The sequence below is a fragment of the Streptomyces sp. NPDC043726 genome (genome assembly GCF_056436565.1).
The window spans coordinates 294459-319644 of sequence record NZ_JBWKCI010000007.1 but is presented as its reverse complement, the minus strand read 5'-3'; the positions used below and the strand labels follow the sequence as shown (position 1 = coordinate 319644).

Here is a 25186-nt window from a genome sequence, read left to right as displayed (position 1 = left end):
AGCTCTTCACAAGCCTCGCGCATCATCCTTACGCTTGGGCCTCGTCGCTGTATCCGGGTTCTTGCGCAGCTAACGGACAAATGCAAGAGACGCAGATCACAGTGATGTGAACGTAACCATCGAAGGGGTTCGAAGGTCTAAGTTGGCGATGTCGGTAAGCGTCTTGGGGGGCGCGAACTGGCATCTGGGGATGTCTTGGGGGACTTCCTCAGAGATGCGTTGCCGGGGCACGCACCCCGGGGAGCTTTGAGCGGCCCTCCCGAGCGTGCGTTGTCCCGGCAGACCGCACACGCAGTAGTACGACGAGTTCCACCGGTTCTGCTCAACGCGGCGCCGGACAACAGCGATTCAGGCGCTGTCCTCAGACGCCCGGCCGGATCCCGTGGGGGGAATCCGCACCGGGACATGGGAAGGCGCCCTGGACGTCGGCCCGTGGGGGGACCGGCGCCAGGGCGCCTTCTTCTATGCCTGGTACTTCCGCGCCGAGCGTCCAGGGGTGCCGCCTGGACGCTCGGGGCGATCAGCGCTCCTCTACCGGGACGAAGTCCCTCTCCACAACACCCGTGTAGATCTGGCGCGGGCGGCCGATGCGGGAGCCGGGCTCCTTGATCATTTCGTGCCACTGGGCGATCCAGCCCGGAAGGCGGCCGAGGGCGAACAGGACCGTGAACATCTCGGTCGGGAAGCCCATGGCCCGGTAGATCAGGCCGGTGTAGAAGTCGACGTTCGGGTAGAGGCTGCGCGAGACGAAGTAGTCGTCGGAGAGCGCGTGCTCCTCCAGCTTCAGGGCGATGTCCAGCAGCTCGTCGGACTTGCCGAGGGCCGAGAGGACGTCGTGCGCGGCGGCCTTGATGATCTTGGCGCGCGGGTCGAAGTTCTTGTAGACCCGGTGGCCGAAGCCCATCAGGCGGACGCCGTCCTCCTTGTTCTTCACCTTGCGGATGAAGGAGTCGACGTCACCGCCGGAGGCCTGGATGCCCTCCAGCATCTCCAGCACCGACTGGTTGGCGCCGCCGTGCAGCGGGCCCCACAGGGCGCTGATGCCGGCCGAGATCGAGGCGAACATGTTCGCCTGCGAGGAGCCGACCAGACGGACCGTGGAGGTCGAACAGTTCTGCTCGTGGTCCGCGTGCAGGATCAGCAGCTTGTCGAGGGCGGCGACGACGACGGGGTCGAGCTCGAACTCCTGCGCGGGGACCGAGAAGGTCATGCGCAGGAAGTTCTCGACGTAGCCCAGGTCGTTGCGCGGGTAGACGAAGGGGTGGCCGATCGACTTCTTGTACGCGTAGGCCGCGATGGTCGGCAGCTTGGCGAGCAGGCGGATGGTGGAGAGGTTCCGCTGCTTCTCGTCGAACGGGTTGTGGCTGTCCTGGTAGAAGGTCGACAGCGCGGAGACCACCGAGGACAGCATCGCCATCGGGTGGGCGTCGCGCGGGAAGCCCTTGTAGAAGTTCTTGACGTCCTCGTGCAGCAGGGTGTGCTGCGTGATGTCGTTCTTGAACGTGCTCAGCTCGTCGACGGTGGGCAGCTCACCGTTGATCAGCAGGTAGGCGACCTCCAGGAAGGTGGAGCGCTCGGCCAGCTGCTCGATCGGGTAGCCGCGGTACCGGAGGATGCCCTGCTCGCCGTCGAGGTACGTGATGGCGGATTTATAGGCGGCCGTGTTGCCATAGCCGCTGTCCAGGGTCACCAGACCGGTCTGGGCGCGGAGCTTGCCGATGTCGAAGCCCTTGTCGCCGACGGTGCTGTCGATCACCGGGTAGGTGTACTCGCCGTCGCCGTACCGCAGTACTACAGAGTTGTCGCTCACGTCTTCCCTCACCGACGTTGTGCCTCTTCTTCGAGGTTGCCCTGACTGTCTCTACCATCCCCCATTTGGCGCATGAGAGTGCACTCGGGGTCGACCATTGGGCTTATTGACGGCACTCAGTGCCGCCAACCTGCTCATCCTGCCCCCTCCGGACCGGACTCCGGAAGGGCTCTGTGACCTTTACGACTCGTTTGATCGATCAAATTTCACTCACCGCTCCCCAGCGGCCGCGGAGAGGGTGGCACTCAGACCTCCAGCGCGCGTGGTGCGAGCCTGAAGTCCAGGGCCGTGCAGCGCCGTCCCGCCGACGCCGTGCGCACCGCCTGGCCGATCGCCTTGCGCGAGCCGACGAGCACGACCAGCCGCTTCGCCCGGGTGACCGCCGTGTAGAGCAGATTGCGCTGGAGCATCATCCACGCGCCCGTGGTGACCGGGATCACCACCGCCGGGTACTCACTGCCCTGGGAGCGATGGATGGTGACCGCGTACGCGTGCGCCAGCTCGTCCAGTTCGTCGAACTCGTACGGCACCTCCTCGTCCTCGTCCGTGCGGACCGTCAGCCGCTGGTCGACCGGGTCCAGCGAGGTGACCACGCCGACGGTGCCGTTGAAGACGCCGTTCGCGCCCTTGTCGTAATTGTTGCGAATCTGGGTGACCTTGTCGCCGACCCGGAAGACCCGGCCGCCGAACCGCTTCTCCGGCAGATCGGGGCGGCCGGGCGTGATGGCCTGCTGGAGCAGGCCGTTGAGGGTGCCGGCGCCGGCCGGGCCCCGGTGCATGGGCGCGAGCACCTGGACGTCCCGGCGCGGGTCGAGCCCGAACTTGGCCGGAATCCGCCGTGCCGCCACGTCCACCGTCAGCCGTCCGGCCTCCTCGGTGTCGTCCTCGACGAAGAGGAAGAAGTCCTTCATGCCGTCGGTGACGGGATGCTGCCCGGAGTTGATCCGGTGCGCGTTGGTGACCACCCCGGACTGCTGGGCCTGGCGGAAGACCCGGGTGAGGCGGACCGCGGGGACCGGGCTGCCGTCGGCCAGCAGGTCCCTGAGCACCTCCCCCGCCCCCACGCTGGGCAACTGGTCGACGTCCCCGACGAAGAGGAGGTGGGCGCCCGGCGGGACCGCCTTCACCAGCTTGTTGGCGAGCAGCAGGTCCAGCATCGACGCCTCGTCCACCACCACCAGGTCGGCGTCGAGCGGCCGGTCCCGGTCGTAGGCCGCGTCCCCGCCGGGCTTGAGCTCCAGCAGGCGGTGCACGGTGGAGGCCTCGGCACCGGTGAGCTCGGCGAGGCGCTTGGCGGCCCGGCCGGTGGGTGCGGCGAGGACGACCTTCGCCTTCTTGGCGCGGGCCAGTTCGACGACCGAGCGCACGGTGAAGGACTTGCCGCAGCCGGGGCCGCCGGTCAGCACGGCGACCTTCTTGGTCAGCGCCAGCTTGACGGCGGCCTCCTGCTCGGGGGCGAGCTCGGTGCCGGTACGGCCCTTCAGCCAGGTCAGCGCCTTGTCCCAGGCCACGTCCCGGAACGACGGCATGCGGTCCTCGTCGGTGCGCAGCAGGCGCAGCAGCTGGGCGGAGAGGGAGAGTTCGGCGCGATGGAAGGGGACGAGGTAGACGGCGGTCACGGACTCGCCGTGCTCCCCGGGCACCTTCTCCCGTACGACACCCGGGTCGCCGCCCTCCTCGTCCGGTACGGCCAGTTCGGCGAGGCACTCGATGACGAGCCCGGTGTCGACCTGCAGCAGCTTCACAGCGTCGGCGATCAGCCGTTCCTCGGGGAGATAGCAGTGGCCCTGGTCGCTGGACTGGGACAAGGCGTACTGGAGGCCCGCCTTGACCCGCTCCGGGCTGTCGTGCGGGATGCCGACGGACTGGGCGATCCTGTCGGCGGTGAGGAAGCCGATGCCCCAGACGTCGGCGGCGAGCCGGTAGGGCTGGTTCCGCACCACGGAGATGGAGGCGTCGCCGTACTTCTTGTAGATGCGCACGGCGATGGAGGTGGACACCTCGACGGTCTGGAGGAAGAGCATGACCTCCTTGATCGCCTTCTGTTCCTCCCAGGCGTCGGCGATCTTCCGGGTCCGCTTCGGGCCGAGCCCGGGGACCTCGATGAGCCGCTTGGGCTCCTCCTCGATGATCGTCAGGGTGTCCAGGCCGAAGTGCTGGGTGATCCGGTCGGCGAAGACGGGTCCGATGCCCTTGACCAGACCGGAGCCGAGGTAGCGGCGGATGCCCTGGACGGTGGCCGGGAGGACGGTGGTGTAGTTCTCGACGGTGAACTGCTTGCCGTACTGCGGATGGGAGCCCCAGCGGCCCTCCATCCGCAGGGACTCGCCGACCTGGGCGCCGAGCAGCGCGCCGACGACGGTGAGGAGGTCACCGCCGCCGCGGCCGGTGTCGACGCGGGCGACCGTGTAGCCGTTCTCCTCGTTCGCGTACGTGATGCGCTCGAGTACCCCTTCGACCACCGCCAGATTGGACATGATCCGACGGTACCGCCCGGGTGTGACAGTGGGTCACCGCTCCCTCAGGACCGGGGTTCCTCGGCCTCCGGGGCCGGCGCGGGCTTCGTGTAGAGCACCTCGCGGACCTGTTCGGCGGCGCGCAGGATGGTCTCGCTGATGTAGTCGCTGAAGCGGGCGATGTTCTCCAGGCGGGCCGCGGCCGGAGTGCCGGGGCCGAGGACGGTGACGCCCTGTCGTGCGGTGTCGGCGACCTGGGCGATGCCGTGGGCGCTGGAGATCGTCGACTGGTACCAGACGTCGTCGTCGACGACATAGCGCTCGCGGCGGCGCTCGTCGCGCTCCCGGCGGATGAGGCCCTGGGACTCGAGGAAGGCGACCGCCTTGGACACCGAGGCCGGGCTGACCTGGAGCTTCTCGACGAGCTCGGCCGCGGTGAGGCTGCCCGCGTCGGCGGTGAAGAGGCTGGTCAGCACCCGGGCCATCATCTTGGGCACGCCCTGGGCCATGAACAGGGTCGTGAACGTCTCCTCGTACTCCCGCACGGCCTCGGGGTCGCGGCCGTGCGGCAGCGGGGCCGCCTGCGCGCCCCGGGGAGCGGTCTGCCTGCGCCGGTGGGTGCGGCGCTCGGTCGCGCGGTGGGCCAGGTCGGAGCGGTAGCCGGTGGGGCCGCCGTTGCGCTGGACCTCGCGGGTGATCGTCGAGGTGGGACGGTCGAGGCGCCTGGCGATCTCCGCGTAGGCGAGCCCGTCGCCCAGCCCCAGCGCGATCTGCTGACGTTCCTGCTGGGTGAGCCTGCCTCCCGGCATCGGGATCTCCCTCCACGAGTGCTGCCTGATACCGCCAGCATAGCGTTCACTCCCACTCTATTGCAACGAAGCCCGTGGCGATCATTGCGTTAATTCTCCTTCCATTGCAATGATTTCTCTCACTTCACCTGCTGTTACTAGGTTTCTTCGCAACGAGCTTGTTGCCGAATCTCTGAATGCAACGTAGCGTTTTCGATGTCAGAAACGGACCGCACACGAGGAGAGCACGATGAACAAGTTCGACACCACCGCCCCGGTCTCGGCCGTCGTCGACATCCCCGCCGGGCGCGTCCAGGTCATCGCCGCCGACCGCGCCGACGCCACCGTCGACGTCCGGCCCGTCAACACCGCCAAGAGCCGGGACGTGAAGGCGGCGGAGCAGGTCACGGTCGAGTACGACGACGGCGTCCTGCGCATCGCGGCACCGGCGGCGAAGAACCAGTACTTCGGCCCCTCCGGTGCCGTCGAGGTGACGGTCCAGGTGCCGACCGGCTCACGGGTCGAGGCGAAGGCGGCCGCCGCCGAGTTCCGGGCCGTCGGACGGCTCGGCGACGTCGCCTTCGACGGCGCCCGCGGCGCGATCAAGCTCGACGAGGCCGCGAGCATCCGCCTCACCGCCCACGACGGCGACATCACGGTCGGCCGCCTCAACGGCCCCGCCGAGATCAGCACCCAGAAGGGCGACATCCGGATCACCGAGGCCCTGGGCGGCACGGTCGTGCTGGAGACCCAGATGGGCGACGTGACGGTCGGCGCCGCCCGCGGGGTCTCCGCCTCCCTGGACGCCGGCACCGGCTACGGCCGCGTCCACAACGCCCTCAAGAACAGCGACGGCCCGGACGCGGGCCTGAACATCCGCGCCACCACCGCCTACGGCGACATCACCGCCCGCAGCCTCTGACAGCCCGCCCTCTTCAGGAGAACCCACCATGACCAACCCGGCCATCGCCGCACACGGACTGCGCAAGTCCTACGGCGACAAGCTCGTCCTCGACGGCATCGACCTGGTCGTCCCCGAGGGGACCGTCTTCTCCCTGCTCGGCCCGAACGGCGCCGGCAAGACCACCGCCGTGAAGATCCTCTCCACGCTGATCTCCGCCGACGCCGGCACCGTCCGGGTCGGCGGGCACGACCTCGCCGCCGAACCGCAGGCCGTGCGCCACGCGATCGGGGTCACCGGACAGTTCTCCGCGGTGGACGGACTGATCACCGGCGAGGAGAACATGCTCCTCATGGCCGACCTGCACCACCTCTCCAAGCAGGAGGGACGCAGGGTCGCGGCGGAACTGCTGGAGCGCTTCGACCTCGTCGAGGCGGCGACGAAGCCCGCGTCCACCTACTCGGGTGGCATGAAGCGGCGCCTGGACATCGCCATGACGCTGGTCGGCGACCCGCGGATCATCTTCCTCGACGAGCCGACCACCGGGCTCGACCCGCGGGCCCGGCACAGCATGTGGCAGATCATCAGGGAACTGGTCTCCGGCGGCACCACGGTCTTCCTCACCACCCAGTACCTGGAGGAGGCCGATGAACTGGCCGACCGCATCGCCGTGCTGAACGACGGCAGGATCGCCGCCGAGGGTACGGCCGACGAGCTCAAGCGCCTGATCCCCGGCGGGCACATCCGGCTCCGCTTCACCGACCCGGCCGCGTATCGAAGCGCCGTCGCCGCCCTGCGCGAGGGCACCCGGGACGACGAGTCCCTGTCCCTCCGGCTGCCGAGCGACGGCAGCCAGCGCGAACTGCGCGCCGTCCTCGACTGGCTGGACTCGGCCGGCATCGAGGCCGACGAGCTGACCGTGCACACCCCCGACCTCGACGACGTCTTCTTCGCCCTGACCGGCGGCGACGCGCGCGTCCCCCACCAGACCAAGGAGAACGCCCGATGAGCACCCACCTGTCCCTGGCCCTGCGGGACTCGTCCACGATGCTGCGGCGCAACCTCCTGCACGCCCGGCGCTATCCGTCCCTCACGCTGAACCTGCTGCTCACGCCGATCATGCTGCTGCTGCTGTTCGTCTACATCTTCGGCGACACGATGAGCGCCGGACTCACGGGCGGTGAGCCGGACCGCTCCGCGTACGTCGCCTACCTCGTCCCCGGTCTGCTGCTGATGACCATCGGCAGCACCACGATCGGGACGGCGGTGTCCGTCTCCACCGACATGTCCGAGGGGATCATCGCCCGGTTCCGCACGATGGCGATCCACCGACCCTCGGTGCTCGTCGGACATGTCATCGGCAGCGTGCTGCAGTCGGTCGTGAGCGTGGTCCTGGTGGGCGCCGTGGGTGTGGCCATCGGGTTCCGTTCCACGGACGCCACGATCGTGGAGTGGCTGGCCGCGTTCGGACTGCTGGTGCTGTTCGCCCTGGCGCTCACCTGGATCGCGGTCGGCATGGGCCTGATCAGCCCGAACGCCGAGGCCGCCAGCAACACCGCGCTGCCGCTGATCCTGCTGCCGCTGCTGTCCAGCGCCTTCACCCCGGTCGACTCGATGCCCGGCTGGTTCCGGCCGATCGCCGAGTACCAGCCCTTCACCCCCGCCATCGAGACCCTGCGCGGCCTCCTCCTCGGCACCGAGATCGGCCACAACGGCTGGCTGGCCCTCGCCTGGTGCCTCGGCCTCTCGGTGCTCGGCTACTTCTGGTCGACCGCCAAGTTCAACCAGGACCAGAAGTAACGCCATGACAGCGCGGGCGACTTCCCGCGACCCGTCCCGTCCCAGGGCGGCGTGACCCCGACACCAGGTCGGCGCACGCCGCCCTGTCGGCGTCCCCGAAGCCCTGCCGGCGTCCCCGCCGCCCCTCACCCGAACAGGACGACCCGATCGGCCGTCACGTCGAACCCGAGCACCGCACAACCGTGAGCGCCCTCCGGATCCATCAACACCGGCTTGCCCAGCCGCCGTCCGAGGTCCCGCAGGAAGCCGCAGAACACGTCGAGGCGTTCCTGCCCCTGCAACTCCCGCACATCGACGTCGAAGTCGATCTCCTCGTCGGAGAGGAACCGGAAGATCGCCAGTACCTCTTCGGCCGGCCGGACCCGAAGGTTCGGGCACTCCGCCTCCGCCGGACGGGACAGCACGGCCTCCGCCCGAGGCATCGGCAGGCGCGTGTCGCCCTCCACGTACTCGTACGTCCAGCCCTTCTCCTCGACGAGGTCGAGGAGCGCCTGCCAGTCCGCCGCCGAGGTGTCCGGGACCCGCAGGTCCGGCAGTGATCCCATCTGATGCGGGTCGAAGAAGTCGCTCACGTCGTCCCACAGCAGATCGGCCACGCCGTCATGCTGGCACGCCCGAGGCTCAGCCGGCGTGTTCCTTCACGTGGTTGATGACCTTCTCGAAGTCCTCCGTGGGCGAGAACTCGACCAGTTCGCAGTCCTCCAGGGCTACGGGGACGTGGCCGGGGGCCCAGTAGTAGGCCTGGCCGGCCTCGTAGGTGTCCTCGCCGTCCGGGGTGCGCATCCGCAGGCGGCCCTTGAGGAGGTAGCCCCAGTGCGGGCACTGGCAGGCGTCGTCGGGGAGGCCCTTCATCGCGGGGCCCATGTCCGTGCCCTCGGGGAGCCGGATGTAGCCGACGGACAGGCCGCCGCCGATCGGCTGGGTGCGCAGTTCCACCCCGCCGCCTTCCATCGCTATGGGTACGTCGTTCCGCGCCGCCGCTGTCATGGCTCCTCCTCGAGGAAACGGATCCCGAACTTCCAGAACATCACGATCCGGTGTCGGGGGCTTGTCAGGCGCCGTGTAATCGATTCCAATCCTCTCTACCAAGGTCGATGTAATCGATTCCAACGTTTCCACGAGGAGGTGGAACGGCGATGGCGAGCATCAAGGACGTCGCCGCCGAGGCGGGCGTCTCCGTCGCCACGGTCTCGCGCGTCCTGAACGACCACCCGTCGGTCAGCGCCGACGCGCGCACCCGGGTCCTGGCCGCCGTGGCGGCACTGGGCTACCGTCCGAACGCCGTCGCCCGTTCCCTGCGCACCGACCAGACCCACACTCTCGGCCTGGTCATCAGCGACGTGCTCAACCCGTACTTCACCGAACTGGCCCGCTCCGTCGAGGAGGAGGCCCGCGCCCTCGGCTACAGCGTGATCATCGGCAACGCCGACGAGCGGCCGGAGCTCCAGGACCACCACGTGCGGAACCTGCTCGACCGGCGCATCGACGGACTCCTCGTCTCCCCCACCGACGGCGGCTCCCCGCTGATGCTGGACGCCGCCCGGGCCGGGACCCCGATGGTCTTCGTGGACCGGTGGATCCCGGGTGTCGAGGTGCCGGTCGTGCGGTCCGACGGCCGGACCGCCGTGCGCGATCTGGTCGCGCATCTGCACTCCCTCGGGCACCGGCGGCTCGCCATCATCGCGGGCCCCGCCGCCACCACCACCGGACGCGAGCGCGTGGAGTCCTTCCGGGAGGCGCTTCAGGCGTACGGCCTCGAACTCCCCGACGCCTACATCGGCCAGGGCGACTTCCAGGCCGAGAGCGGCCGCCGGGTCACCGAGGGCTTCCTCGACCTGCCCGAGCCGCCCGAGGTGGTGTTCGCCGCCGACAACCTGATGGCGCTCGGCGCCCTGGACGCCGTACGCGCGCGTGGGCTGCGGATCCCGCACGACCTCGCGCTCGCCGCGTTCGACGACATCCCGTGGTTCGTGCACACCGATCCGCCGATCACCGCGATCGCCCAGCCCACGGGCGAGCTGGGCCGGGCCGCCGTACGGGCCCTGGTCGACCGCGTCGAGGGCCGGGCCGGCGAGTCCGTCACCCTCCCCGCCCGCCTCGTCGTACGCCGCTCGTGCGGCGAGGACCCCGTACAGAAGAGGAGCAAGTCGTGAGCGACCCGGACGAGTTGCTGCGCATCGAGGGCATCCGGAAGACCTTCCCGGGCGTGGTCGCGCTGGACGGCGTCGACTTCGATCTGCGCCGGGGCGAGGTGCATGTGCTGCTCGGTGAGAACGGCGCGGGCAAGAGCACGCTGATCAAGATGCTCTCCGGCGCGCACACCCCCGACGCCGGGCGGATCCTGGCGGGCGGCGAGGAGGTGCGCATCCACGGTGCGCAGGACTCCGAGCGGCTCGGGATCGCCACCATCCACCAGGAGTTCAACCTCGTCCCCGATCTGACGGTCGCCGAGAACATCTTCCTCGGCCGCCAGCCGCGCCGGTTCGGGATGATCGACCGCAAGCGGATGGAGGCACAGGCCGCTGAACTGCTGCTGCGGGTCGGGGTGGAGGTGTCGCCCCGCGCGCGGGTGCGTGAACTCGGTATCGCGCGGCTGCAGATGGTCGAGATCGCCAAGGCGCTCAGCCTCGACGCGCGCGTGCTCATCATGGACGAGCCGACCGCCGTGCTCACCTCCGAGGAGGTCGACAGGCTCTTCGCCATCGTGCGCTCGCTGCGCGAGGACGGCGTGGGCATCGTCTTCATCACCCACCATCTGGAGGAGATCGCCGCCCTGGGCGACCGGGTCACGGTCCTGCGGGACGGCCGGTCCGTCGGGCAGGTGCCCGCCTCGACGCCGGAGGACGAGCTCGTACGGCTGATGGTGGGGCGGTCCATCGAGCAGCAGTACCCCCGCCAGGACACCGACAAGGGTGCCGCGCTGCTGACCGTCGAGGGGCTCACCCGGGACGGCGTCTTCCACGACGTCTCCTTCGAGGTGCGCGCCGGTGAGGTCGTCGGCATCGCCGGGCTGGTCGGCGCGGGCCGTACCGAGGTCGTGCGGGCGGTGTTCGGCGCCGATCCGTACGACGAGGGCGCGGTGAAGGTCGCCGGGGCACCCTTGAAGGGGCATGACGTCAACTCCGCGATGGCGGCGGGCATCGGGCTGATCCCGGAGGACCGCAAGGGCCAGGGCCTGGTGCTCGACCAGTCGGTCGAGGAGAACCTCGGCCTGGTGACCCTGCGCGCCGCCACGCGCGCTGGGCTCGTCGATCTCAAGGGGCAGCGGGAGGCCGCCGCGCGGATCGCCGAGCAGCTCGGGGTGCGGATGGCGGGGCTGGGACAGCACGTCCGCACGCTGTCGGGCGGCAACCAGCAGAAGGTCGTCATCGGCAAGTGGCTGCTCGCCGACACCCGGGTGCTGATCCTCGACGAGCCGACGCGCGGCATCGACGTCGGCGCCAAGGTCGAGATCTACCAGCTGATCAACGAACTCACCGCGCGGGGCGCCGCCGTCCTCATGATCTCCAGCGATCTGCCGGAGGTCCTCGGCATGAGCGACCGCGTCCTGGTGATGGCTCAGGGCCGGATCGCGGGCGAACTCGCGGCCGGCGAGGCCACCCAGGACGCCGTGATGGCCCTCGCCGTGAGCACCACCGCTACCACCGAAGACCCGACCGAAGTGGAGGCCCCCCGTGGCCGCTGACACGCTCAAGAGCACGACGGGCGCCTCAGGGCTGCGCCGGCTGCTCCTCGACAACGGCGCGCTCACCGCGCTGATCGTCCTCGTCGTCGCCATGTCGGCGCTGTCCGGCGACTTCATGACGACGGACAACCTGCTCAACGTCGGCATCCAGGCCGCCGTGACCGCCATCCTCGCCTTCGGCGTCACCTTCGTGATCGTCTCGGCGGGCATCGACCTGTCGGTCGGCTCGGTGGCGGCCCTGTCGGCCACCGTCCTCGCCTGGAGCGCCACCTCGGAGGGCGTGCCGGTCGCCCTGGCGGTCCTCCTCGCGGTCGCCACCGGCATCGCCTGCGGCCTGGTCAACGGCTTCCTGATCTCGTACGGCAAACTCCCGCCGTTCATCGCGACGCTCGCCATGCTGTCCGTGGCGCGCGGTCTGTCGCTGGTGATCTCGCAGGGCTCCCCGATCGCCTTCCCGGACTCGGTCTCGCACCTCGGTGACACCCTCGGCGGCTGGCTGCCGGTGCCCGTGCTGGTGATGGTCGCCATGGGTCTGCTCACGGCGTTCGTACTGGGCCGGACGTACATCGGCCGCTCCATGTACGCGATCGGCGGCAACGAGGAGGCGGCCCGCCTCTCCGGTCTGCGGGTGAAGCGGCAGAAGCTCGCGATCTACGCGTTCTCCGGGCTGTTCGCCGCCGCGGCGGGCATCGTGCTCGCCGCCCGGCTGTCCTCCGCGCAGCCGCAGGCCGCGCAGGGCTACGAGCTGGACGCGATCGCCGCGGTCGTCATCGGCGGCGCCTCGCTGGCGGGCGGTACGGGCAAGGCGTCCGGGACGCTGATCGGCGCGCTGATCCTCGCGGTGCTCAGGAACGGGCTCAACCTCCTTTCGGTGTCCGCCTTCTGGCAGCAGGTCGTCATCGGTGTCGTGATCGCGCTGGCGGTGCTGCTGGACACGGTCCGGCGCAAGGCCGGGGCCACGCCCGCGCCCGCCGGCGGCGGCGACAAGGGCAAGCAGGCGGTCACCTACCTGCTCGCTGCCGTCGTCGCGGCGGCGGTCGTCGGGGCCACCTCCTTCCTGCACTCCGGTACGTCCGAGGCGAAGAGCCAGAAGATCGGGCTCTCCCTCTCCACCCTCAACAACCCCTTCTTCGTGCAGATCCGCGCCGGAGCACAGGCCGAGGCGGAGAAGCTGGGCGTGGACCTGACCGTCACCGACGCGCAGAACGACGCCTCCCAACAGGCCAACCAGTTGCAGAACTTCACCAGCGAGGGCCTCGGCACGATCATCGTGAACCCGGTGGACTCCGACGCGGTGACCCCGGCCGCCAAGGCGGTCAACAAGGCGGACATCCCGCTGGTCGCCGTCGACCGGGCCGTGAACAACGCGACCACCGCCGCGCTCGTCGCCTCCGACAACGTCACCGGCGGCGAGCAGGCCGCCAAGGCGCTCGCCGGGAAGCTCGGCGGCAAGGGGCGGATCGTGGTGCTCCAGGGCCAGGCCGGCACCTCCGCCAGCCGGGAGCGCGGCGCGGGCTTCACCGAAGGGCTGAAGGCCTACCCGGGCATCGAGGTCGTCGCGAAGCAGCCCGCCGACTGGGACCGCACCAAGGGCCTGGACGTCATGACCAACCTGCTCCAGGCCAACCCGGACATCGACGGTGTCTTCGCGGAGAACGACGAGATGGCGCTGGGCGCGATCAAGGCGCTCGGCGCGAAGGCCGGGAAGTCCGTCCAGGTCATCGGGTTCGACGGAACCGAGGACGGTCTGCAGGCCGTCGAGGAGGGCACGCTGTACGCGTCCGTCGCGCAGCAGCCGGCTCAACTCGGCAGGATCGCGGTGCGCAACGCCGTGAAGACCGCCGGGGGCGACCGGGTCGAGAAGTCGGTGATGGTGCCGGTGAAGGTGGTCACGCAGCAGAACGTGGCCGAGTTCGGGCAGGGCTGACGGGCCCTCAAGGCCTCCGCAGGGGAGACGACTGATGTACGACTACGACCTCCTGGTCGTGGGATCGGCCAACGCCGACCTGGTGATCGGCGTGGAGCGCAGGCCGGGCGCGGGCGAGACCGTGCTCGGCTCCGATCTCACCGTCCACCCGGGCGGCAAGGGCGCGAACCAGGCGGTCGCCGCGGCCCGGCTCGGGGCCCGTACGGCCCTGCTGGCCCGGGTCGGCGACGACGCGCACGGCAGGCTGCTGCGGGACTCCCAGCGGCGGGCCGGGGTGGACACGGTGGGCGTGCTGGTCGGCGGTGCGCCGACCGGGGTCGCGCTGATCACCGTGGACCCGTCCGGGGACAACAGCATCGTGGTCTCCCCGGGCGCCAACGGCCGGCTCACGCCAGGGGACGTACGGGCCGCCGCGAGCCTCTTCCAGGCCTCGCGGGTGGTCTCCGCACAGCTGGAGATCCCGCTGGAGACGGTCGCGGAGGTCGTACGGAGCCTGGCGGACGGCGGCCGGTTCGTGCTGAACCCGTCGCCGCCGCGGCCGCTGCCCTCGGAGGTGCTGGCCGCGTGTGATCCGCTGATCGTCAACGAGCACGAGGCGAAGGTGATCCTGGGCGGCTCCTTGGTGAGCGAGGAGCCCGCGGACTGGGCGCGGCTGCTGCTGGCGAAGGGCCCGCGGTCGGTGGTGGTGACACTGGGCGCGCAGGGCGCGCTGGTGGCCTCCTCCGACGGTGTGGCCCGGATCCCGGCCGTGAAGGTGGCGGCCGTGGACACCACCGGCGCCGGGGACGCGTTCACGGCGGCGCTGGCGTACCGCCTGGGCGCCGGAGCCACCCTGCCCGAGGCGGCGGCCTACGCGGCCCGGGTGGGCGCGGCGGCGGTCACGAAGGAGGGCGCGCAGGCGTCGTTCCCGACGGCGGCCGAAGTCGAGGCCCGGTGAGGAAGTCGGGCATCCTGAACCGTCATCTCGCCGGGGCGCTCGCCGAGTTGGGGCACGGGGACGGGGTGCTGGTGTGTGACGTAGGAATGCCGGTGCCCGACGGTCCCCGGGTCGTCGATCTGGCGTTCCGGGCCGGGGTGCCGTCCTTCGCCGAGGTGGTGGCGGGGCTGCTGGACGAGCTGGTGGTGGAGGGTGCCACGGCCGCGCGGGAGGTGCGCAGGGCCAATCCGGCCGCGTCCGCGCTGCTGGACGGGCACTTCCCCGAGCTGCTCCTGGTCCCGCACGAGAAGCTCAAGGAGCTGTCACGGGACGCGCGTCTGGTCGTACGCACCGGAGAGGCACGGCCGTACGCGAACGTGCTGCTGCGCTGCGGAGTGTTCTTCTGAGGTCTGTCCGGCCGGCCCTCGGGCCCCGGACATGCTTCGAGGGGGCCCGGTCCGTCGACCCGGCCCCCTCGCGCTTTCCCCCTCCGTGTCAGAACCCCCCGCGATCCCCCCAGATCCCCCTCCAAGAAGTTCTGACACCAAGTACGACCCGCGACCCCCGGGAAGGGTTGCACGGCTTCCGAAGAATTTTTCCGGTTGGCGGGGGAGGCGGGGGTGGGGCGATGATGGACGGAAAGTGAGAAGGTGAACGATCACGAGCGACCGAGAGCCGAAGAGGGCTCGTCCCTCATCCCGGCAGGCGTCCTCCGAGGAGCGGTTGTCCGCTCCGGAGGCGATGCGCAGCGCGATCGAGCAGCTGAGTGAGCTGCTGGGCAGGATCCCCGAGTCCGTCTCGTCGCTGAAGCCGACCGACCAGGGCTGGGAAGCCGGTGTCGAGGTCCTGGAGCTGGAGCGCATCCCCGAGACGACCAGTGTGATGGCCAGCTACCAGGTGACGCTGGATTCCGGGGGACAGCTGGTGGCGTACGAGCGCAAGCGCCGCTACACGCGCTCGCAGGTCGACAGGGCGGACGGCCGGTAGACCGGTTCCCTTCGCTGGAAGGGAAACACACCATGACTGTGGTGCCACAGGCGAACAGCGGGGGCGCGGCCGGTGGTGGCGGCGGCTCGGGAAACCTCTATGACGTGCTGGAACTCGTCCTCGACCGGGGTCTGGTCATCGACGCCTTCGTGCGGGTGTCCCTCGTGGGCATCGAGATCGCGAAGGTCGACGTCCGGGTCGTCGTCGCCAGCGTCGACACCTATCTGCGCTTCGCCGAGGCGTGCAACCGGCTGGACCTGGAGGCGGGCCCCAGGGCTCCGGCGAAGCTCACCGACGTCGTCCAGGGGGTCACGGAGGGCGGCGAGGAGGGCAAGGGCAAAGGAGCGCTGACCGGCGCGGCCGAAGCGGTCACCGACTCGCTGACCGGGGGGCGCGAGAAGGAGCCCGAGCACGCCGAGCGCGGCTCGCGCCGCCGTTCCTCGCGGGACCGGGACCGGGACCGCGACCGGGACTCCGGCGGGGAGCGGGAGGAGTGAGCGCGCGATGTCCGTGTACGACGTGAAGGGCCTCCTGGACGAGGACGCCCTGTTGCGCACCGTCCTCGGGGACGGCGAGGGCGTGGCGTTCCGGCTGCGCGGACCGCTGCCGCCGTACAGCTTCGTCTGAGCCGGGGAGGCGCCGTGGGACTGGTCACCGAGATTCTTCTGTCGCCTTTTGCCCCGGTTCGTGGCGTGGGCTGGGTACTCGACAAAGTGGTCCGGACCGCCGAGGACGCGTACTACGACCCCGCCCCGGTGCAGGAGGCCCTGGTGAGGCGAGCCGGGCCGCAAGGGCCGTGAGGCAGAAAGAAGAAAGGCCATGAACAACGCCAAGATCGGCGCGGCTTTCCTGGGCGGGTACGTGCTGGGCCGGACGAAGAGGGCCAAGCTCGCGCTCGGGCTCGGGGCGGCGCTGGCCGGGTCGCGGGTCAACCCCGCGCAGCTCGGCAAGACGCTCCAGCAGTCCCCCTTCGTCAACACCCTCACCAAACAGGTACGGACCGAACTGACCGGTGCCGGGAAGGCGGCGGCCACCTCCGTGCTGACGGCGAAGGCCGACCACCTGGCCGACGCCCTGCACAACCGCACCAGCGGACTGCGGGAGAAGGGGCACGCGACCGAGGACGAGGAACCGGAGGAGACGTACGAGGAGGAAGAACCGGAGGAGGAAGAGGAGGAAGAAGAGGAGGAGGAACCGGAGGAGGAAGAGCCGGAGGAGGGCGACGAGGAGGAGCAGCCCCGGGCGAAGACCCGGCGCCGGAGCTCCGGCCAGGGCACGGGCCGGGCCGCGAAGAAGACAGGCACGGGCCGGGCCGCGAAGAAGACGTCCTCCGCGCAGGGCCGCTCGCGCAGCGGTACCTCTCGATCGAGGAGCCGGGACGATGGCTGAGGGCAAGGGCACGGGACGTGGCTCCGGGGGCGCCGGCACCAAGTCCGCCGGGAAAGCCGGGCAGCCGCAGGGCACCGACCGGCTCAAAGAGGAGTTGCAGCAGTATGTCGAGGCCCGCGTCCAGGCCGCGCTGGAGAACATGGGGCACCGGATGGACACGGGCGCGAAGAAGCTCGGCGAGGCGCATGTCGGTCCGGGCGCGCTGACCTCGGCGGCGGCCCGGGGCGCCCGGCGGGTCCGCGACCGCGTGCCGGGGGGCGAGGCCCTGTCCTCGACGGCCACGCATGCCAAGGACAGCGTGGTCGGCAAGGCCAAGGACGTCGGGCAGCACGGGCTCGGGGGTGCCACGAAGAAGTCGCAGGACAAGACCCCGGACGCCGGGGGCAAGGGGATGACCATCATCGAGGACATCGACGTGGGTGTCCCGGTGCGCGTGGCCTACGACCAGTGGACGCAGTTCCAGGAGTTCAAGCGGTTCACCAAGGGCGTGGTCGACGTCCAGCAGAAGGACGAGACCACGTCGAACTGGCACGTCAAGGTGGCCAAGGCGAACCGCCGCTGGCAGGGGACGGTCACCGAGCAGGTGCCCGACGAGCGGATCGCCTGGACGTCCGAGGGCCCCAAGGGCACCACCAAGGGCGTCGTCACCTTCCATCCGCTCGGCGAGAACCTCACCAAGGTGCTGCTCGTCCTGCGCTACTTCCCCCAGGGTCCGATCGAGCGGATCGGCGGCCTCTGGCGGGCCCAGGGCCGGCGCGCACGGCTCGACCTGAAGCTCTACCGCAGCTTCGTGACCATGCGCGGCGAGGCCACCGGAAGCTGGCGCGGGGAGATCCGCGACAGCGAGGTGGTGCGCTCCGACGAGGAGGCGCAGGAGGAGGACGAGGAGCGGTACGACGAGAACGCGGAGGACGACGAGAACGCGGAGGACGAGTACGACGAGGAAGAGGCGGAGGAACCGGAGGAGGACGACTGGGACGAGGACGAGGACGAAGAAGACGAGTACGGGGAAGACGAGTACGACGACGAGGACGGCGGCTCCGACGGCGTCCGTGACGACAGGTCGAGGACATCGTGAACCAACCCGAGCCCCGCTTCGGCGGCATGCCCTCGTCCAGCGGCTTTTCCTCGTACGGCGGCCAGCAGTCCGGGTCCAACCTGGCCGACATCCTCGAGCGCGTGCTCGACAAGGGCATCGTCATCGCCGGCGACATCAGGATCAACCTGCTCGACATCGAGCTGCTCACGATCAAGATCCGGCTCCTCGTGGCCTCCGTCGACAAGGCCAAGGAGATCGGCATCGACTGGTGGGAGCACGACCCCGCGCTGTCCTCCCGCGCGCACGACCGGCACGAGGACCGTGACCGCCGGGAGGACCGCGACCGCCTGGAGGAGCAGAACAGGAAGCTGCGGGCCGAGGTGAAGGAGCTGCGCCGCCGTGTCGAGGAGTCCCCGGCCGAACTCCCGCCACGCACCCGCCGGTCCCGTGAGCCGGAACGGGAGCCCGCCAAGGAGCCGCGGCGCGCCCGGCGCAAGGTGAGGGACGCCGAGGACGGGGACCGGGAGTCGTGAGCGGCCGCCCGAGCTACGTCTACGCCGTCGTCCCGGCCCCGGCCGCGGCGGCGCCCCCGGCACCGGCCGGGTTGCGCGGGGTGGCCGGCGCGCCGGTGACGTTCGTGCAGGCGGGGGCCGTGTCCGCGGCGGTCAGCGAAGTGTCCGGCGAGGAGTTCTCGGAGGAGGCGCTGAAGCGGCGTCTGGAGGACCTGGACTGGCTCGCGGAGACGGCCCGCGCCCATCACTTCGTCGTCGACACCCTGGCCACGCGGACGACGGTCCTGCCCCTGCGACTGGCCACCGTGTACCGCGACGAGGCCCGGGTCGCCGAGGTGCTGAGCGAGCGTCAGGAGGTCTTCACCACGCTGCTGGACCGGCTGGCGGGCCATGTGGAGTGGGGAGTGAAGGTGTACGCGGAGGCCGCGCCCGCCGCGGCCTCCGCGCCCGAGCCAGAGTCGGGCCGCGCCTACCTGCGGCAGCGCCGGCAGCAGTACCACAGCCGCGAGGAGGTCTGGCGGTCCGCCGAGGCCGTCGTACGGCGGACCGAGGAGGAGGCCCGCGCGCTGGCCGTGGACCGGGCCCGGCACCGGCCGCAGTCCGGCGACCTGGCCGAGAGCCCCGGCGAGAACGTGGCCAACGACGCCTATCTCGTCCCGCTGCGGCTCGCGGAGGAGTTCCGGGACCGGATGCTGCACGCGGCCGACGGTCTGTCCGGCGTACGGGTGGAGGTCACCGGCCCCTGGGCGCCGTACTCGTTCGCGGTGCTGCCCGAAGGGCCCGGGCTGCGATGAGCGGGTACGACGCGCCCCTGGGCGACGACCGGCCGATCAGCGGGCGGCAGGTGGCGCTGATCGACCTGCTCGACCGGCTGCTCACCGGCGGAGTGGTGATCACCGGCGATGTCGTGCTGTCGATCGCCGACATCGACCTGGTGCGGGTCTCGCTGCGCGCGGTGGTGGTCGCCGTGCGCGATCAGCTGGCGGAACAGTGGCCGCTGCCGGCGGCCCCGGAGGACGGTGGCGACGATGACTGGCCCCTCGGCTGACCGGCTGCGGGAGGTGTCCGAGGCCGCGAGCCGCGCGTTCTCGCTGCTCCCGGCCCGGCCCGACGACGTCCCGCGGCCGTCCGCCGGACAGTCCGCCGCGCGCCGGCTGCACGCCGATCCGGACACCGTCGAGCGGGACCTGGTCCGGCTGGTCCTCACCCTCGTCGAGCTGCTGCGCCAGCTGATGGAACGGCAGGCCCTGCACCGGGTCGACCAGGGCGGTCTGACCGAGGAGCAGGAGGAGCGGCTGGGGCTGACGCTGATGCTGCTGCACGACCGGATGGCCGAGCTGTGCGACCGTTACGGCCTCACCCTGGAGGACCTCAACCTCGACCTCGGGCCTCTCGGTCCCCTGCTGCCCCCGCAGTGAGCGAGCATGGGGACATGGCGGACTCGTCCCTGCGCATCAACGCCCTGATCGTCGACGCCCTCAACCCCGAGCGACTGGCCGCGTTCTGGTCCGAGGTGCTCGGCAGACCCGTGGTGGGCCGCACCGGGCCCTATGTGTGGCTGCGGCGGGAGCAGGGGCTCGGGCTCGGCTTCCAGCGGGTCGGGGAGCCCGCGCGGGGCAAGAACCGGATGCACTTCGACGTCAGCTCGCCCGATCCGGCCGCCGAGCGGCGGCGGATCGAGCGGCTGGGCGGGCGCCGGCTGGAGGAGTACGCCGACGGCGGGTTCCTGGTGATGGCGGACCCGGAGGGCAACGAGTTCTGCGTCATCCCGGACGGCCCGTTCGAGATGGACGACGAGGGGCGTACGGACTACCTGGGCTGACCCTGGTGGAGCCGCTCCAGCAGCGCCGACTCCCCCTCGCTCAGCCGTAGTCCGCCCGCCGCCACGTTCTGCGTCAGGTGGTCCGGGTCGCCCGTGCCGGGGATGGCAAGGACGTGCGGGCCCCGGTGCAGCGTCCAGGCCAGCCGGATCTGGGTCGGGGTGACCCCGTGCGCGTCGGCGACGGCACGGATCGCCGGGTCCTCCCCCTCCCCCGCGTCCACCGCGCCCGCCTCCCGGCGAGGGCCGGCGATGGAGTAGAAGGGCACGAACGCCACCCCCTGCTCCCCGCACTCCCGCACGAAGGCGTCCTGGTCGGGGCGGACTCCGAGGCCGTACTGGTTCTGGACGCAGACCACCGGGGCGATCTTCTGGGCCTCCGCCAGGTGCGCGGGCGTGACGTTGGACAGGCCGAGGTGGCGGATCAGGCCCGCGGAGCGCAGCTCGGACAGGGCACCGAAGCGCTCGGCGACCGAGTCGGTGCCGACGATCCGGAGGTTGACCAGGTCGAGGTGGTCGCGGCCGAGCTGGCGGAGGTTCTCCTCGACCTGGGCGCGCAGCGCCTCCGGGGTCCTCGCGTGCTGCTCCCAGTGGCCCGAGCGGTCACGGCCGGGCCCGACCTTCGTGGCGATGACGAGGTCGTCGGGGTACGGGGACAGCGCCCGGTTGATCAGTTCGTTCGCCGAGCGCAGGGAGGAGAAGTAGAAGGCCGCCGTGTCGATGTGGTTCACGCCCAGCTCCCGTGCCCGGCGCAGGACGCGGATCGCCTGGTCGCGGTCCCTCGGGACGGCGTCCGGCACGAGGGCCGCGCCGTACTGGGGCAGCCGCATCGCGCCGAACCCGATTCGGTTGACCTCCAGGTCACCGAGGGCCCAGGTGCCCGCTGCCGCCGCCGTGATGTCGTTCTCTCGCCGAGTCATGCCGGAAGGATCGCCTCGGCGCTAAGCTCCCGCCAACCTTTCAGCCGTGGCCGAAACCAGTGGGGGGTAGTTGGTCATGGAGGCGGAACTGGAGTTCTCTGCCGGGGACTTGGCGCGACTGCGGTTCGCGGTGTCGCCGCTGTGGGAGGTCGGGACGAGCTTCCGGCTGCTCGCGGCGGGGCGCCCGCACCCGGTGCACCGGGCCTGGGCCGAGCAGGTGCGCCCGCGGGTGGCGGCCGCGGGCCTGGACCGCGACCGGCTCGCCGAGCTGGTCCCGCCCGACGGCTACGTCCCCGACTTCCTCAACCCGGCACCGAGCGGCCCGACGCCCTCCCTCGCCGAGGAGCTGACCGCCGTACGGGCCGCTCCCGCCGAGCAGGTGCGCCGGGATCTGGAGCGTCTGGAGCGGGAGCAGGGCCGCTCACTGGGCCCCCGGCTGTGCGCCCTGTACGACGACCCGGCCGCCCAACTGCCCAGGTTCGCCGAGGAGATCGAGGCCTACTGGCAGTTGGCGCTGGCCCCCTACTGGGCCCGGATCCGGGCGGTGCTCGACGCCGATGTGCTGTACCGCGCCCGGCAGCTCGCCGAGCACGGCACCGCCCGTCTGCTGAACGACCTGCACGGGACGGCGAGTTGGGAGGGCACCACCCTCCGGCTGCGGGAGCGCAGGCGCGGCCTGTCCCGCGCCACGGCGGGAGCCGGTCTCGTGCTCGTCCCGTCCGCCTTCACCGGCCCCGGTCTGCTCACCCGGGTGACACCCCCGGACCCGCCCCAGCTCGCCTACCCGGCCCGGGGCACCGGGACGCTGTGGCAGCGCCGGCCGATCCCGGCCGCCGGCGCCCTGGCCGCCGTACTGGGCCGGTCCCGCACCCGGCTGCTGACGGAGCTGGACACCCCGGCCGCCACGACCGACCTGGCCCGGCGGACGGGGCTGTCCCCGGCCGCCGTGTCCCAGTCGCTCACGGCGCTGCGCGACGCGGGTCTGGTCAGCGCCCACCGGGCGGGCCGCTGGGTCCTCTACGCCCGCACCGCCACCGCCGACGCGCTGCTCAGCCCGCGTGCGCCAGAAAGCGCTGAGCCGTCTCCCGCAGAACCTCCCGGCCGTCCCGAGCCCACAGCGCGTCGTTGAACAGCTCCACCTCGATGGCGCCGGTGTAGCCGGCGGCCTCCACACAGCCCTTCCACTCCCGCATGTCGATCGAGCCGTCGCCGATCTGCCCGCGGCCGTTGAGCACGCCCTCGGGCAGCGGGGTGGTCCAGTCGGCGAGCTGGAAGGTGTGGATACGGCCGCCCGCACCCGCCCGCGCGATCTGCGCGGGCGCCTGGTCGTCCCACCAGATGTGGTACGTGTCCACCGTGACGCCGACCTGCTCGGCGGGGAAGCGTTCGGCCAGGTCCAGGGCCTGGGCGAGGGTGGAGACCACACAGCGGTCGGAGGCGAACATGGGGTGGAGCGGTTCGATGGCCAGCCTCACCCCGCGCTCGACGGCGTACGGGCCCAGCACCGCGAGCGCGTCGGCGATGCGCTCCCGGGCGCCGCGCAGGTCCTTGGAGCCGGGCGGGAGGCCGCCGGAGACGAGGACGAGGGTGTCCGTGCCGAGGGTCGCCGCCTCGTCGACCGCGCGGCGGTTGTCGTCCAGGGCGTCGGCGCGCTCGCCGGGGTCGATGGCGGTGAGGAAGCCGCCCCGGCACAGGGTCGTCACGGTCAGGCCCGCGTCCCGGACCAGCTTGGCCGTCGCCTCCAGGCCGTAGGCCTGGACCGGCTCGCGCCACAGGCCCACGTTGCCGACGCCCAGCTCACCGCAGGCGTCGACCAGTTCGGGCAGCGACAGCTGCTTGACCGTCATCTGGTTGACGGAGAAACGCGAGAGGTCTTCGGTCACCGGTTCACCCCGTACAGCGAGAGCAGGTTCCTCATCCGTTCCTCGGCCAGTCGCGGGTCCGGGAACAGGCCCAGGCCGTCGGCGAGTTCGTAGGCGCGGGCGAGGTGGGGCAGGGAGCGGGCCGACTGGAGGCCGCCGACCATGGTGAAGTGGCTCTGGTGGCCCGCGAGCCAGGCCAGGAACACCACTCCCGTCTTGTAGTAGCGGGTCGGGGTCTGGAAGAGGTGCCGGGACAGTTCGACCGTGGGGTCCAGCAGCCCCCGGAAGCCCACCGTGTCACCGGTGTCCAGGTCCCGTACCGCCTGTGCCGCCAGCGGGCCCAGCGGGTCGAAGATGCCGAGCAGGGCGTGGCTGAAGCCGTGGTCGTCGCCCGCGATCAGCTCGGGGTAGTTGAAGTCGTCGCCGGTGTAGCAGCGGACGCCGTGGGGCAGTTTGCGGCGCAGGTCGATCTCGCGCTGGGCGTCGAGCAGGGAGACCTTGATGCCGTCCACCTTGTCGGAGTGCGCGGCGATGACGTCCAGGAAGGTGCGGGTGGCGGCGTCCAGGTCGGTGGCGCCCCAGTAGCCCTCCAGCGCGGGGTCGAACATGGGGCCGAGCCAGTGCAGGATCACCGGCTCGGAGGCCTGGCGCAGCAGGTGGCCGTAGACCTCCAGGTAGTCCTCGGGCCCCTTGGCCACGGCCGTCAGGGCGCGGGAGGCCATGAGGACGGCCTGGGCGCCGGACTCCTCCACGACCGCGAGCTGCTCCTCGTAGGCGGCGCGGATGTCGTCGAGGCCGTACGGGTAGCCGATCTCGGTGACGGGCAGCTGGTCGGTGCCCACCCCGCAGGCGATCCGCCCGCCGACGGACCGCGCCTCGGCGGCCGAGCGCCGGATCAGCTCGGCCGCGCCGGCCCAGTCCAGGCCCATTCCGCGCTGCGCGGTGTCCATCGCCTCGGCGACCCCGAGCCCGTGGGACCACAGGTGGCGCCGGAAGGCGAGGGTGGCGTCCCAGTCGACGGCGGCCGGCGAGTCGGGGCTGACGTCGGCGAACGGGTCGGCCACGACATGCGCGGCCGAGAAGACCGTACGGGAGGAGAAGGGGGTGCCGGGAGTGACGGCGAGGGGTTCCTCGCGGGGTTCGTACGCCCGCAAGGACCCGTCGCCCGAAGGGAGGTGGATCGTCACAGCTGGATCTCCGGTACGTCGATACGGCGGCCCTCCGCCGAGGACTTCAGGCCCAGTTCGGCGAGCTGGACGCCACGGGCGCCGGCGAGGAGGTCCCAGTGGTAGGGGGCATCGGCGTAGACGTGCCGGAGGAACAGCTCCCACTGGGCCTTGAAGCCGTTGTCGAACTCGGCGTTGTCCGGGACCTCCTGCCACTGGTCGCGGAAGACCTCGGTGGCCGGGATGTCGGGGTTCCAGACCGGCTTGGGGGTGGCCGAGCGGTGCTGGACGCGGCAGTTGCGCAGGCCCGCGACGGCCGAGCCCTCGGTGCCGTCGACCTGGAACTCGACCAGCTCGTCGCGGTTGACGCGGACGGCCCAGGAGGAGTTGATCTGGGCGATGGCGCCGCCGTCGAGTTCGAAGATGCCGTAGGCCGCGTCGTCCGCGGTGGCGTCGTAGGGCTTGCCGTTCTCGTCCCAGCGCTGCGGGACGTGGGTGGTGGCGATGGCCTGGACGGACCTCACCCGGCCGAACAGCTCGTGCAGGACGTACTCCCAGTGCGGGAACATGTCGACGACGATGCCGCCGCCGTCCTCCGCGCGGTAGTTCCAGGACGGGCGCTGGGCCGACTGCCAGTCGCCCTCGAAGACCCAGTAGCCGAACTCGCCGCGCACGGAGAGGATCCGGCCGAAGAAGCCGCCGTCGATGAGCCGCTTGAGCTTGAGCAGGCCCGGCAGGAAGAGCTTGTCCTGGACCACGCCGTGCTTGACGCCCTTGGCCGCGGCGAGCCGGGCGAGCGCCAGGGCGCCCTCGAGGCCGGTGGCGGTCGGCTTCTCGGTGTAGATGTGCTTGCCCGCGGCGATCGCCTTGGTGATCGCCTCCTCGCGGGCGGAGGTGACCTGGGCGTCGAAGTAGATGTCGACGGTCGGGTCGGCGAGGACCGAGTCGACGTCGGTGGACACATGCTCCAGACCGTGCCGCTCGGCGAGCGCCCTGAGCGCGTGCTCGCGGCGGCCGAGGAGGATCGGCTCCGGCCACAGCACGGTGCCGTCGCCGAGGTCGAGACCGCCCTGTTCGCGCAGGGCCAGGATGGAGCGGACGAGGTGCTGGCGGTAGCCCATGCGCCCGGTCACGCCGTTCATGGCGATACGCACCGTCTTGCGGGTCACGTGAATCCCTTCGCAGGAGTCGTACGCGGGGTGTGCGCGC

29 protein-coding genes are annotated in these 25186 nt (G+C 71.1%); 20 read left to right on the top strand and 9 right to left on the bottom strand.

Going from position 1 to position 25186, the window contains the following annotated elements; genetic code table 11:
• Nucleotides 1–520: 520 nt before the first annotated feature.
• From AC068Z_RS22100 to AC068Z_RS22090, 3 genes are all read right to left on the bottom strand, one after another.
• Nucleotides 521–1810: a citrate synthase gene (locus AC068Z_RS22100; protein WP_451721565.1), complete on the bottom strand. Its 1290-nt coding sequence runs from the start codon at nt 1808–1810 to the stop codon at nt 521–523.
• Between the two features lie 245 nt (nt 1811–2055).
• Complete coding sequence (recD2, locus tag AC068Z_RS22095; protein WP_478557999.1) at nt 2056–4287, bottom strand: SF1B family DNA helicase RecD2; 2232 nt, start codon at nt 4285–4287, stop codon at nt 2056–2058.
• 44 nt (nt 4288–4331) lie between these two features.
• A complete protein-coding gene (locus tag AC068Z_RS22090) occupies nt 4332–5075 on the bottom strand; it encodes a GbsR/MarR family transcriptional regulator (protein ID WP_478557996.1) in 744 nt (247 codons plus the stop codon).
• Nucleotides 5076–5304: 229 nt separating this feature from the next.
• Here AC068Z_RS22090 and AC068Z_RS22085 point away from each other — a divergent pair, with 229 nt between their 5' ends.
• The 3 genes from AC068Z_RS22085 to AC068Z_RS22075 are packed head-to-tail and all read left to right on the top strand — an operon-like array spanning nt 5305 to nt 7755.
• A complete protein-coding gene (locus AC068Z_RS22085; protein ID WP_478557993.1) occupies nt 5305–5976 on the top strand; it encodes a DUF4097 family beta strand repeat-containing protein in 672 nt (223 codons plus the stop codon).
• 28 nt (nt 5977–6004) lie between these two features.
• A complete protein-coding gene (locus tag AC068Z_RS22080) occupies nt 6005–6964 on the top strand; it encodes an ATP-binding cassette domain-containing protein (RefSeq protein ID WP_478557990.1) in 960 nt (319 codons plus the stop codon).
• A complete protein-coding gene (locus AC068Z_RS22075) occupies nt 6961–7755 on the top strand; it encodes an ABC transporter permease (protein WP_478557987.1) in 795 nt (264 codons plus the stop codon). The genes AC068Z_RS22080 and AC068Z_RS22075 overlap by 4 nt, the downstream gene beginning before the upstream one ends.
• A 125-nt stretch (nt 7756–7880) precedes the next feature.
• On the opposite strand, the gene AC068Z_RS22070 is transcribed toward AC068Z_RS22075, so the two are convergent.
• Nucleotides 7881–8351 (bottom strand): hypothetical protein, encoded by a 471-nt coding sequence (locus tag AC068Z_RS22070; RefSeq protein ID WP_478557984.1) that lies wholly within the window; start codon nt 8349–8351, stop codon nt 7881–7883.
• Between the two features lie 25 nt (nt 8352–8376).
• Complete coding sequence (locus tag AC068Z_RS22065) at nt 8377–8742, bottom strand: cupin domain-containing protein (RefSeq protein WP_478557981.1); 366 nt, start codon at nt 8740–8742, stop codon at nt 8377–8379.
• Nucleotides 8743–8891: 149 nt separating this feature from the next.
• Between AC068Z_RS22065 and AC068Z_RS22060 the strand changes: the two genes are divergently transcribed.
• The 16 genes from AC068Z_RS22060 to AC068Z_RS21985 all read left to right on the top strand — a co-directional run bounded on the left by AC068Z_RS22060 (nt 8892) and on the right by AC068Z_RS21985 (nt 20032).
• Complete coding sequence (locus AC068Z_RS22060) at nt 8892–9908, top strand: LacI family DNA-binding transcriptional regulator (RefSeq protein ID WP_478557978.1); 1017 nt, start codon at nt 8892–8894, stop codon at nt 9906–9908.
• Nucleotides 9905–11440, top strand: a complete 1536-nt coding sequence (locus tag AC068Z_RS22055) for a sugar ABC transporter ATP-binding protein (protein WP_478557975.1) — start codon at nt 9905–9907, stop codon at nt 11438–11440. The genes AC068Z_RS22060 and AC068Z_RS22055 overlap by 4 nt, the downstream gene beginning before the upstream one ends.
• Nucleotides 11430–13367, top strand: a complete 1938-nt coding sequence (locus tag AC068Z_RS22050) for an ABC transporter permease/substrate-binding protein (protein WP_478557972.1) — start codon at nt 11430–11432, stop codon at nt 13365–13367. Before AC068Z_RS22055 ends, AC068Z_RS22050 begins: the two co-directional genes overlap by 11 nt.
• Nucleotides 13368–13401: 34 nt before the next feature.
• The gene (locus AC068Z_RS22045) at nt 13402–14304 is read left to right on the top strand and encodes a ribokinase (protein ID WP_478557969.1); all 903 of its coding nucleotides are present in this window, start codon (nt 13402–13404) and stop codon (nt 14302–14304) included.
• Entirely contained in the window at nt 14301–14690 is a 390-nt protein-coding gene (rbsD, locus tag AC068Z_RS22040) for a D-ribose pyranase (RefSeq protein WP_478557966.1), read from the top strand. The genes AC068Z_RS22045 and rbsD overlap by 4 nt, the downstream gene beginning before the upstream one ends.
• A gap of 250 nt (nt 14691–14940) precedes the next feature.
• The gene (locus AC068Z_RS22035; RefSeq protein WP_478558634.1) at nt 14941–15270 is read left to right on the top strand and encodes a gas vesicle protein GvpO; all 330 of its coding nucleotides are present in this window, start codon (nt 14941–14943) and stop codon (nt 15268–15270) included.
• 32 nt (nt 15271–15302) lie between these two features.
• Complete coding sequence (gene gvpJ / locus AC068Z_RS22030) at nt 15303–15767, top strand: gas vesicle protein GvpJ (protein ID WP_478557963.1); 465 nt, start codon at nt 15303–15305, stop codon at nt 15765–15767.
• Nucleotides 15768–15774: 7 nt separating this feature from the next.
• Complete coding sequence (locus AC068Z_RS22025; RefSeq protein ID WP_478557960.1) at nt 15775–15897, top strand: hypothetical protein; 123 nt, start codon at nt 15775–15777, stop codon at nt 15895–15897.
• 14 nt (nt 15898–15911) lie between these two features.
• Nucleotides 15912–16070 carry a gas vesicle protein GvpG gene (locus AC068Z_RS22020; RefSeq protein WP_478557957.1) on the top strand — a complete coding sequence of 53 codons (159 nt, stop codon included), beginning with the start codon at nt 15912–15914 and terminating at the stop codon, nt 16068–16070.
• A 19-nt stretch (nt 16071–16089) separates the two neighbouring features.
• Nucleotides 16090–16659 carry an ABC transporter substrate-binding protein gene (locus tag AC068Z_RS22015; RefSeq protein ID WP_478557954.1) on the top strand — a complete coding sequence of 190 codons (570 nt, stop codon included), beginning with the start codon at nt 16090–16092 and terminating at the stop codon, nt 16657–16659.
• Entirely contained in the window at nt 16652–17737 is a 1086-nt protein-coding gene (locus tag AC068Z_RS22010; protein WP_478557951.1) for an SRPBCC family protein, read from the top strand. Before AC068Z_RS22015 ends, AC068Z_RS22010 begins: the two co-directional genes overlap by 8 nt.
• A gap of 26 nt (nt 17738–17763) precedes the next feature.
• Complete coding sequence (locus tag AC068Z_RS22005; RefSeq protein WP_478558631.1) at nt 17764–18231, top strand: gas vesicle protein; 468 nt, start codon at nt 17764–17766, stop codon at nt 18229–18231.
• Nucleotides 18228–19004, top strand: a complete 777-nt coding sequence (locus AC068Z_RS22000; RefSeq protein WP_478557948.1) for a GvpL/GvpF family gas vesicle protein — start codon at nt 18228–18230, stop codon at nt 19002–19004. The genes AC068Z_RS22005 and AC068Z_RS22000 overlap by 4 nt, the downstream gene beginning before the upstream one ends.
• Nucleotides 19001–19258 (top strand): gas vesicle protein, encoded by a 258-nt coding sequence (locus tag AC068Z_RS21995; protein WP_478557945.1) that lies wholly within the window; start codon nt 19001–19003, stop codon nt 19256–19258. The genes AC068Z_RS22000 and AC068Z_RS21995 overlap by 4 nt, the downstream gene beginning before the upstream one ends.
• Nucleotides 19239–19628: a gas vesicle protein K gene (locus AC068Z_RS21990; protein WP_478557942.1), complete on the top strand. Its 390-nt coding sequence runs from the start codon at nt 19239–19241 to the stop codon at nt 19626–19628. The genes AC068Z_RS21995 and AC068Z_RS21990 overlap by 20 nt, the downstream gene beginning before the upstream one ends.
• Before the next feature lie 14 nt (nt 19629–19642).
• Entirely contained in the window at nt 19643–20032 is a 390-nt protein-coding gene (locus AC068Z_RS21985) for a VOC family protein (RefSeq protein WP_478557939.1), read from the top strand.
• Here the strand turns inward: AC068Z_RS21985 and AC068Z_RS21980 are convergent.
• Nucleotides 20020–20949, bottom strand: coding sequence for an aldo/keto reductase (locus AC068Z_RS21980; protein ID WP_478557936.1), 930 nt, complete (start codon nt 20947–20949; stop codon nt 20020–20022). The genes AC068Z_RS21985 and AC068Z_RS21980 overlap by 13 nt on opposite strands.
• 76 nt (nt 20950–21025) lie before the next feature.
• Between AC068Z_RS21980 and AC068Z_RS21975 the strand changes: the two genes are divergently transcribed.
• Nucleotides 21026–22078: an ArsR/SmtB family transcription factor gene (locus AC068Z_RS21975; protein ID WP_478557933.1), complete on the top strand. Its 1053-nt coding sequence runs from the start codon at nt 21026–21028 to the stop codon at nt 22076–22078.
• Here AC068Z_RS21975 and AC068Z_RS21970 read toward each other — a convergent pair.
• From AC068Z_RS21970 to AC068Z_RS21960, 3 genes are read right to left on the bottom strand one after another with little or no spacing between them, the layout of a single operon-like run.
• Entirely contained in the window at nt 21999–22796 is a 798-nt protein-coding gene (locus AC068Z_RS21970) for a sugar phosphate isomerase/epimerase family protein (RefSeq protein WP_478558628.1), read from the bottom strand. The genes AC068Z_RS21975 and AC068Z_RS21970 overlap by 80 nt on opposite strands.
• A gap of 32 nt (nt 22797–22828) precedes the next feature.
• On the bottom strand, nt 22829–23998 hold the full coding sequence (locus AC068Z_RS21965; protein WP_478557930.1) for a dihydrodipicolinate synthase family protein: 1170 nt from the start codon (nt 23996–23998) through the stop codon (nt 22829–22831).
• Complete coding sequence (locus tag AC068Z_RS21960; RefSeq protein ID WP_478557927.1) at nt 23995–25146, bottom strand: Gfo/Idh/MocA family protein; 1152 nt, start codon at nt 25144–25146, stop codon at nt 23995–23997. The genes AC068Z_RS21965 and AC068Z_RS21960 overlap by 4 nt, the downstream gene beginning before the upstream one ends.
• Nucleotides 25147–25186 lie beyond the last annotated feature (40 nt).